The sequence below is a fragment of the Xylocopilactobacillus apis genome, assembly GCF_033095965.1.
GTDB classification, from domain to species: Bacteria; Bacillota; Bacilli; order Lactobacillales; family Lactobacillaceae; genus Xylocopilactobacillus; species Xylocopilactobacillus apis.
Genome location: NZ_AP026801.1, coordinates 2,263,954 through 2,271,855 on the forward strand (window position 1 = coordinate 2,263,954; position 7,902 = coordinate 2,271,855).

Genomic DNA, 7,902 nt, shown 5'->3' on the forward strand with positions numbered 1-7,902 from the left:
TTATTCTTTCCTTCCCTTTGAAACATAGACTGATAAAATTGCTAAGTCAGCAGGATTAACCCCACTAATTCTTTGAGCTTGTGCTAAGGTTGTAGGTCTTACTTTCTCTAACTTTTGCTTTGCTTCTGTTGCTAACCCAGATAAATCCTCGTAATTAATATTACCAGGGATTTTTTTATTTTCCATCCGTTTTAAGCGACTAATTAGGACATCTTCTTTCTTAATATACCCATCGTACTTCGCTTGAATCTCAATTTGCTCAATCTCTTTATCAGTTATCTCATTCGGTGATTCACCAATAAATTGAGCTAAATCTGCGTACTTCGTATGCTGCCTTTTTAATAAATTAAAGGCAGAAATTCGATCAGTTAAATCGGAAAAACCTTTCTTCTTTAAGTATTCATTGATTTCAGGATTTGGATTAATATAGTTTTCCTTTAACCGATTTATTTCCTTGTTGATTCGATTTTCATGGTCCTTAAATATTTCATAACGTTCTTCATCAATGAGCCCTAATTGATAGCCATAAGGTGTTAATCGTAAATCTGCATTATCATGACGCAAAATCAGCCGATACTCGGCTCTTGAAGTTAAAAGTCGATAAGGCTCATTAGTTCCTTTGGTAACTAAATCATCAATTAAAACTCCAATGTAGGCTTCAGATCGCAACAAAGTAAATGGTTTTTTACCTTGAATAGAAAGTGCAGCATTAATTCCCGCAATTAAACCTTGACCCGCTGCTTCCTCGTAACCCGAAGTTCCATTAGTTTGACCGGCACTATACAAGTTCTTAATCAGCTTTGTTTCTAAGGTGTGCTTTAACTGCCAAGGGTCAATGACATCATATTCAATTGCATAACCCGGTCGCAGCATTTGAGCTTTTTCTAACCCCTTAACTGAGTGCAGCATTTTTAATTGAATATCTTCTGGCATTGATGTTGAAAAGTCACCAACATAATATTCGTTATTATGTCGACCCTCAGGTTCGATAAAAAGTTGGTGGCGATCCTTATCTGCAAAACGAACAACCTTAGTTTCAATCGATGGACAATAACGTGGCCCAACTCCCGAAATAGTACCAGAATAAATCGGTGAACGATCAAGATTGCGTCTTATAATATCATGAGTTGTATTATTCGTGTAAGTCATCCAGCAGGAGATTTGATTCTGCAGATACATCGCATCCGGCGTCGTATAACTAAAATGATTAGGTTTCTCATCACCTTTTTGTTCAGTCGTTTCAGAAAAGTTAACCGTCTTCGCATTGACTCGTGGCGGCGTACCCGTTTTAAACCTCTTCATTTCAAAACCAAGCTCTTCTAGATACTCCATTAACTTAATTGAAGGAATTGAATTATTTGGTCCCGAAGAGTACTTTAATTCACCAATATAAATTTCACCGCGGGCAGCCGTTCCACATGCCAAAATTACTGCATTTGCATAGTACTTAACGCCAGTACTCGTAACAATGCCTTTACAGACATTGTCTTCAACTATAAGCTGATCCGCCATCCCCTGCTTTAAAATCAAATTTGGTGTATTCTCTAAGGTTTCTTTCATCTGCTGATGGTAAAGTTCTTTATCAGCTTGTGCTCTAAGCGCTCTAACTGCCGGTCCTTTTCCCACGTTTAACATTCGCATTTGGATATAGGTCTTATCAATGGTTTTCCCCATCTCTCCGCCCAATGCATCAATTTCCCGCACTACCGTACCTTTAGCGGGACCTCCAATTGAAGGATTGCATGGCATAAAAGCCACCATATCCAGATTAATTGTTAAAAGCATCGTCTTGACACCCATCCGGGCACTTGCTAAAGCTGCCTCGCATCCGGCATGACCTGCTCCGACGACGATTGTTTGAAAATCGCTATTTATATTTTCCATCTATTTACCTAAACAAAATCTACTAAATAATTCATTAACTAACTCATCGGGTGCATTTTCCCCAATGATTTCACCTAAACTTTTCCATGCTTCGTTAAAATCAATCAGAACCAAATCAAGTGGCACATCATCGGCTAATCCTGTTAATACACTCTGTAATGCTTCCTGGGTCTTATTTAAAAGACCTAACTGCCGAGCGTTTGCAAGTAATACTTCACCGTTGGAATTTTCAATGCCGGCTAAAAACATCGATTCAATCTGTTCTTTGAGTTCTTTAAAACCAATCCCGTTTAAAGCTGAAATTTTTAAAATTTCTTCTTGTGCTAAATTCGTCTGACTTAGGTCAATCTTTTGCGGGAGATCGGTTTTATTGATAATGACGATCCTCTGCTTATCCTTGGTATCATTAATCAGCTGCACTTCTTCAGCCGACAATTGTCTTGAACCATCGAGTACCAAGAGAACTAAATCGGCGCGGGTGATCATCTGATGGCTCTTCTCAATGCCTAGCTTTTCAATTAAATCATCAGTGTGGTGAATCCCTGCAGTGTCAATTAGATCAAGGACTAACTGTCCGATTGTGATCTCTTCTTCTAAAGTATCGCGGGTAGTGCCCGGAATTGAAGTCACAATCGCGCGGTTCCCTCGGTACAACATATTAAGCAGGCTTGATTTACCCACATTAGGAGCTCCAATAATTGCCGTCTTAATCCCAGATTTCAAAACCTGTCCGTGCTCGCTGTAATCAATTACTTCCTGCAGCTGATTTAAAACCGATTCGGTTGTTTTTTGCATTTTCTGGCGCGTCAGCTCTTCTTCATCGTATTCGGGATAATCGATGTTTACCTCAGCATTTGCGATCACCTGGATCATTTGTTCCCGCAGATCTTTAATCATTCGGGAAAAAGCCCCATCTACCATTTCAACGGCTGCATTTTCCTGCAGCGTAGTTTTCGAATTGATTAAATCCATCACTGCTTCGGCTTCCGTTAAGTCGATCCGTCCGTTTAAAAATGCTCTTTTTGTAAACTCACCGGGTTCTGCCATGCGAACTTTACTGCCTAAAATTGTACTCAAAACTTTTTGTGTTACGTAAGGACCACCGTGACAATTAATCTCCACGATATCTTCTTTCGTGTATGTTTTAGGAGCCCGCATAATTGTAACCATTACCTCATCTATGACCTCATCTGCATCACAGATATGACCATAATTAATGGTATGAGTCGGAACCTGATTTAAATCGGTCCCCTTAAAGTGTTCCATTACTGCCTCGATCGCGTTATCCCCTGATAAGCGGACAATCGAAATTGCCCCTAGGCCGGTAGGAGTAGAGATTGCAGCAATTGTATCATTCATAAAATTCATTTTTTACCTCAACAAAAAAAGCGCTCAACGCACACTGGTGGTGTATCGATAAGCACTTTGACTACTTAAGTAAATATGTTACTGATTAATTGTTAATTGTCAACCGCCTAGGCGGCTCGCTTTGAAATTTCTATATATTTGCGCGGAAAAGTTCCCCGCACCCGAAAACTAATATCATCTAAATGACTGAGCCGCTTAATAATTACCTTGCGTTCAACCGCAATCATCGGCGAAAAACGATAGCTTTTCCCGCTCGTCCGCACTGAATTAATTGCCTGATCCAGCCAAGTCATAATCTGAGCATCTCTAACGCTGCGGTAATCATCAATATCTAAAACGATATAGTAGCGATTCTCGGCATTATGAAAGTAAATTGTCTGCGCAATCGACTGCAGAGAATTAATCGTCTTTCCTTTTTTGCCAATAATTAGACCCTTATAGTCCTCACTATCGATTTTAAAAACGATCTGATCATCTTCAACTCTAAAAGAAACACTTGCGATAATTCCCGCTTCTTCAAATAAGTCTTCAAGCATCTTTTTAATGACTTGAACAGATTTCTCATCTTGTTCAGTAAAAGGACGTTTAGTTAATTCATCATCAATCTGATCGGGATCTTCAATCGAAGCAACTAAATCTTTTAAAAAGCTGACCTTAATGGTCGCTTCTTTGCGCCCGAAACCTAAGAAGCCGCGTTTACCCGGATCAACAACTTCAACGTGAATCTCCGTTCGATCAACTCCGAGTTTGCTGCAGGCAGCTGAAATTGCATCCTCAATATCTTTTCCATGATAAATATTATTTTCCAAAACAAAACCTCCCCCGTTTAATCCGAGTTTGTTTTACTTCTTCTTTCCGTGGCGATACTTGCCCTTGCCGCGTTTAGCTTTCTCTAACTCCCGTTCAAGTCTCTTTCGCTTCAATTCTTTATCCCGACGGGCTTTTCGAATCTTAAACGGATTCTGGAAAATCAACGTCTGGAAGACCATGAAGAGATTTCCGGCAACCCAGTAAACTGAAATTGCTGAAGATAAATTCATCGCTGAGAAAAAGATGATCAAAGGCATGACCAGCATCATCATTTTATTAGTTGTATTCATCGTCGGCTGAGCATAAGATGAAAGCCAGGTTGTAATTAAGGTAAATACCGCTGCCAAAATTGGTAAGATGTAGTACGGATCAGGCTTAGAAAGCTTCATCCAAAGAAATGTTCCCTGCTGCAGAGTCGGCGTTCGATAAATTGCCTGAGCCAGCGCATAGATAAACGGAAGCTGAACCACTAACGGAAGACAACCAGCCATCGGATTAATATTATGAGCTGAATAAATCTTCTGCGTTTCTTCTTGGAGTGCTTGACGAGACTCCGTGTCCGTTCCCGGATATTTCTTCTTCAGAGCATCGATTTCCGGCTGCAGTTCCATCTGCTTATTCGTCATCTTCGTCTGCCAAATTCTAAGTGGTGCAACCAAAAGGTTAATCAAAACGGTAAAGACAATGATCCCGACTCCGTAGTTGCCGCCAAATAATTTAGACAGCCAAACTACTAACAGTGAAAAATTATAAACAATATAGCGATCCCAAAAATTAGTACTGGAACTAGTAATTGGCTTCGTTGAACAAGCCGTCAGAAAAATAACCATTCCGACTAAGAATAGCGGAACTAATAATTTTTTCCGGCGTTCCCAAAAATAGTTGATCGCATGTAACATTAACTAGTCTCCTCTTGCTGACTGATCAGGTGAGCTAAATTCAAACAATGGATTAAATTCTTTTCGACTCCAAACGAATCAAGCTCAATCGTCTTTTTTCGAGCAATAATGATGAAATCTATCTCTTTGGGCAGTTCATCTCTATGATTAAATAATGCCTGAGTAATGTATCTTTTAATCCGATTTCGATCTACTGAAAGCTTCGAAATTTTCTTACCAACAGAGATTCCTGCCCGAAAATGTGATTGACCTTCTTTTACAATCCGATAAACGACAAAATAACGATTAGCGACACTATTCTGCGATGCATAAACCAATTGAAATTCATTTTCTCTTTTTATACGATATGATTTTTTTAATGCCATTGTTGCGAATAGTCGTCTTTCTGATTAAAAAAACCACTGCAATCCAGTGGCTTCATTATGCTGCCAAAGCTTTACGGCCCTTTGCGCGCCGACGTGCTAAAACTTTACGACCGTTTGCGGTATGCATTCTCTTCATAAATCCATGAACGCGAGCACGGTGCTTCTTCTTTGGCTGATAAGTTCTTTTAGTTGTCATTTCTATACCTCCTAATTAGACTCACAATAATACTTGATTTTACACTTTTTATGGTGTATTCGCAATAACTATCCTATTTTTCTTTTAAAAGTCGATAAATAATCCCACCTAGAATTAGGATCATAACCCCCATTATTAATACTTGGGCGAGTCTTTGTTTTGGTCTAAAAAAACCAATTCCCACCATTAAAAGTAAAAATAAAACAATCCAAGAAGTGGAAGAGCGCCGATAATTTTTCATCGATTATAATAGTAAAGATAGGCATGCTGATTAATAACTTTAATCAAGGTCACGCTAAGATTATCGGGCTCTGGGATCACCATCGGATCTTTTAAATTTAAAGCATTAATTGCTGCTGCTTTAATTGTAAATCCGTGAGTCACAACAATAATTTTATCATCTGGATCTTTAGAAGAAATATCAGCCATAAACTCACCGACTCTTTTTATAACTGAATCGAATGTTTCACCGTCTGTCGCATATTTCACATAGTCAGGAGTTACATCATTAAACTCTGGATTGAAAACATCGGGATATTGAGCACGAAGCTCATTATTATTTTTCCCATCCCAAGAACCGTAAGAAATTTCTAAGAGCCGCTCGTCTGTTGCAACCGGCAGCTGCAGCTCAACATTTAAAATATCAGCTGTCTGGCGGGTTCTTGTTAAGGGACTGATAATAAAACGATTGGCAAAAGAAAAATCAAATTGTTCTCTAACTTCTCTTACCTGCTGGCGGCCAATTGCGTTTAAATGTGTTTCTTCATCATCGATGGTGCCTTGTTTTAAACCTTTAGCATTAGCAAAGGTTTGACCATGACGTACAAAATAAAATTCTGTCATCTTATTTCCTCAAAATTTACAAATATCTTAATTATAACGTCAACGCTTTTTTTTTGGATTAAAATTTTGTATAGTTAGTTATATTATGAGTGAAAAACAAACTTTAATCATCGTTGACGATGATCCAGAAATTCTGGAACTATTACAAATATACGCCAAACGTGAAGGATATGCGACTATTCCAGTTTCAAATGGACAAGACGCAATTGACAAAGTGAAGACAAATCCCGAAGCGAGCCTCATGATTCTTGATATGATGCTCCCGGAAGTTGATGGTACGGAGGTAATCCATCAAATCCGTAAGGACAGCAATATTCCGATCCTCGTCGTATCTGCCCGTTCGGCTGACCGTGATAAAATTAAAGGTTTAATCATTGGAGCTGACGATTACGTTTCAAAACCCTTTAATCCTTTAGAAGTAATGGCGCGGGTGAAATCTTTAATTCGGCGTTCAGAAAATCAAGTCACCGAAGAACAGCCTGACGTCATTGATATTGGTTCACTGATTATTAATTATGATTCACATACGGTTAAAACACCTGAGGGTAAATCAATTGCTTTAACTGCCATGGAATTTGATATTTTGTATCTTTTAGCTTCTAATTTAAATCGTGTTTTTTCAGCCGAGGAAATTTTCAAACGGGTCTGGAAAGAAGATACGGTGCTGTCTCCGAAGACTGTTATGGTTCATGTGTCTCATTTGCGAGACAAAATTGAAGCGCAAACCGGCAACAAAAAAATCATTGAAACTGTTTGGGGTGTCGGGTACAAAATATCTGGATAATTTTTCATAAAAGGTTGTGTTATTAGTAGATGTAGTATACAATACATAACTGTAGCAACGATTAGTTGTAAGAAACTTTCTATGGCTAAACTTGTTCATTTAATCGAAAAAGTTTAGTAAAAATAGGATAAATTTCTTCATGAATAACAGCTACACTGTAATAATGTAGCAAAGATTAGTTGAAATTTAGCTAACTACTACATGAATTTTTCATAATTTCTCCCCTAATTGAAAACCGATGCAATCGTCGTATCGGTTTTTTGTTTATTCAAAATCCTGCTGAGTAAAATTTCAGCAGGATTTTTTAGTTATCCACAACTTAAAACGAGAATTCACCTTTTTCCCTGTGGAAAAGCTGTGCATAAAAAATTAGAAATCCCGCGACTTTTCAAAGTTATTCCCAAAGTTTTCCACATTTATCCACATTTGCACATGAGTGGATAAAAGTTTTCCACCTGTTGAAAAAAGTTTTTAAAAATCTGATAAACCCTTGATAAATCAAGGGTTTATTTATAATTTTTAACCTGTTGATAATTGAAATAAAATTGTAACATTCACAATTTTCGAGAGCTTGTGGATAACTTTTCTGTTTAACTTGTGGTTTTCTGAGGAATATCCACAGGCTACTGTGGATAAGTTTCGCACTAATGTTCTTTTGACTTTAAATATCAGGACATTAAAATGATTCTAGTAGCTTTTTAGTAAGCAATCCTAATCAGCTTTTTGATCCACATTAAAATTAGGGGTAGATTT

General features: G+C 38.1%; 8 protein-coding genes. 1 reads left to right on the top strand and 7 read right to left on the bottom strand.

Annotated features, from left to right (window positions below; all coding sequences use genetic code 11):
* The 7 genes from mnmG to R8749_RS10715 form a co-directional block, all read right to left on the bottom strand.
* Entirely contained in the window at positions 1–1,884 is a 1,884-nt protein-coding gene (gene mnmG / locus R8749_RS10685) for a tRNA uridine-5-carboxymethylaminomethyl(34) synthesis enzyme MnmG (RefSeq protein WP_317696713.1), read from the bottom strand.
* Complete coding sequence (gene mnmE, locus R8749_RS10690; protein WP_317696716.1) at positions 1,885–3,252, bottom strand: tRNA uridine-5-carboxymethylaminomethyl(34) synthesis GTPase MnmE; 1,368 nt, start codon at positions 3,250–3,252, stop codon at positions 1,885–1,887.
* A 107-nt stretch (positions 3,253–3,359) separates the two neighbouring features.
* On the bottom strand, positions 3,360–4,061 hold the full coding sequence (locus tag R8749_RS10695; RefSeq protein WP_317696719.1) for a Jag N-terminal domain-containing protein: 702 nt from the start codon (positions 4,059–4,061) through the stop codon (positions 3,360–3,362).
* 33 nt (positions 4,062–4,094) lie between these two features.
* Complete coding sequence (gene yidC, locus R8749_RS10700; RefSeq protein ID WP_317696720.1) at positions 4,095–4,961, bottom strand: membrane protein insertase YidC; 867 nt, start codon at positions 4,959–4,961, stop codon at positions 4,095–4,097.
* On the bottom strand, positions 4,961–5,326 hold the full coding sequence (rnpA, locus tag R8749_RS10705) for a ribonuclease P protein component (RefSeq protein ID WP_317696722.1): 366 nt from the start codon (positions 5,324–5,326) through the stop codon (positions 4,961–4,963). The genes yidC and rnpA overlap by 1 nt, the downstream gene beginning before the upstream one ends.
* A gap of 55 nt (positions 5,327–5,381) precedes the next feature.
* The gene (gene rpmH, locus R8749_RS10710; RefSeq protein WP_317696724.1) at positions 5,382–5,522 is read right to left on the bottom strand and encodes a 50S ribosomal protein L34; all 141 of its coding nucleotides are present in this window, start codon (positions 5,520–5,522) and stop codon (positions 5,382–5,384) included.
* A 237-nt stretch (positions 5,523–5,759) separates the two neighbouring features.
* Positions 5,760–6,365, bottom strand: coding sequence for a histidine phosphatase family protein (locus R8749_RS10715; RefSeq protein ID WP_317696726.1), 606 nt, complete (start codon positions 6,363–6,365; stop codon positions 5,760–5,762).
* Positions 6,366–6,450: 85 nt separating this feature from the next.
* Between R8749_RS10715 and R8749_RS10720 the strand changes: the two genes are divergently transcribed.
* Positions 6,451–7,149, top strand: coding sequence for a response regulator transcription factor (locus tag R8749_RS10720; protein ID WP_317696728.1), 699 nt, complete (start codon positions 6,451–6,453; stop codon positions 7,147–7,149).
* The last annotated feature ends 753 nt before the right edge of the window (positions 7,150–7,902 follow it).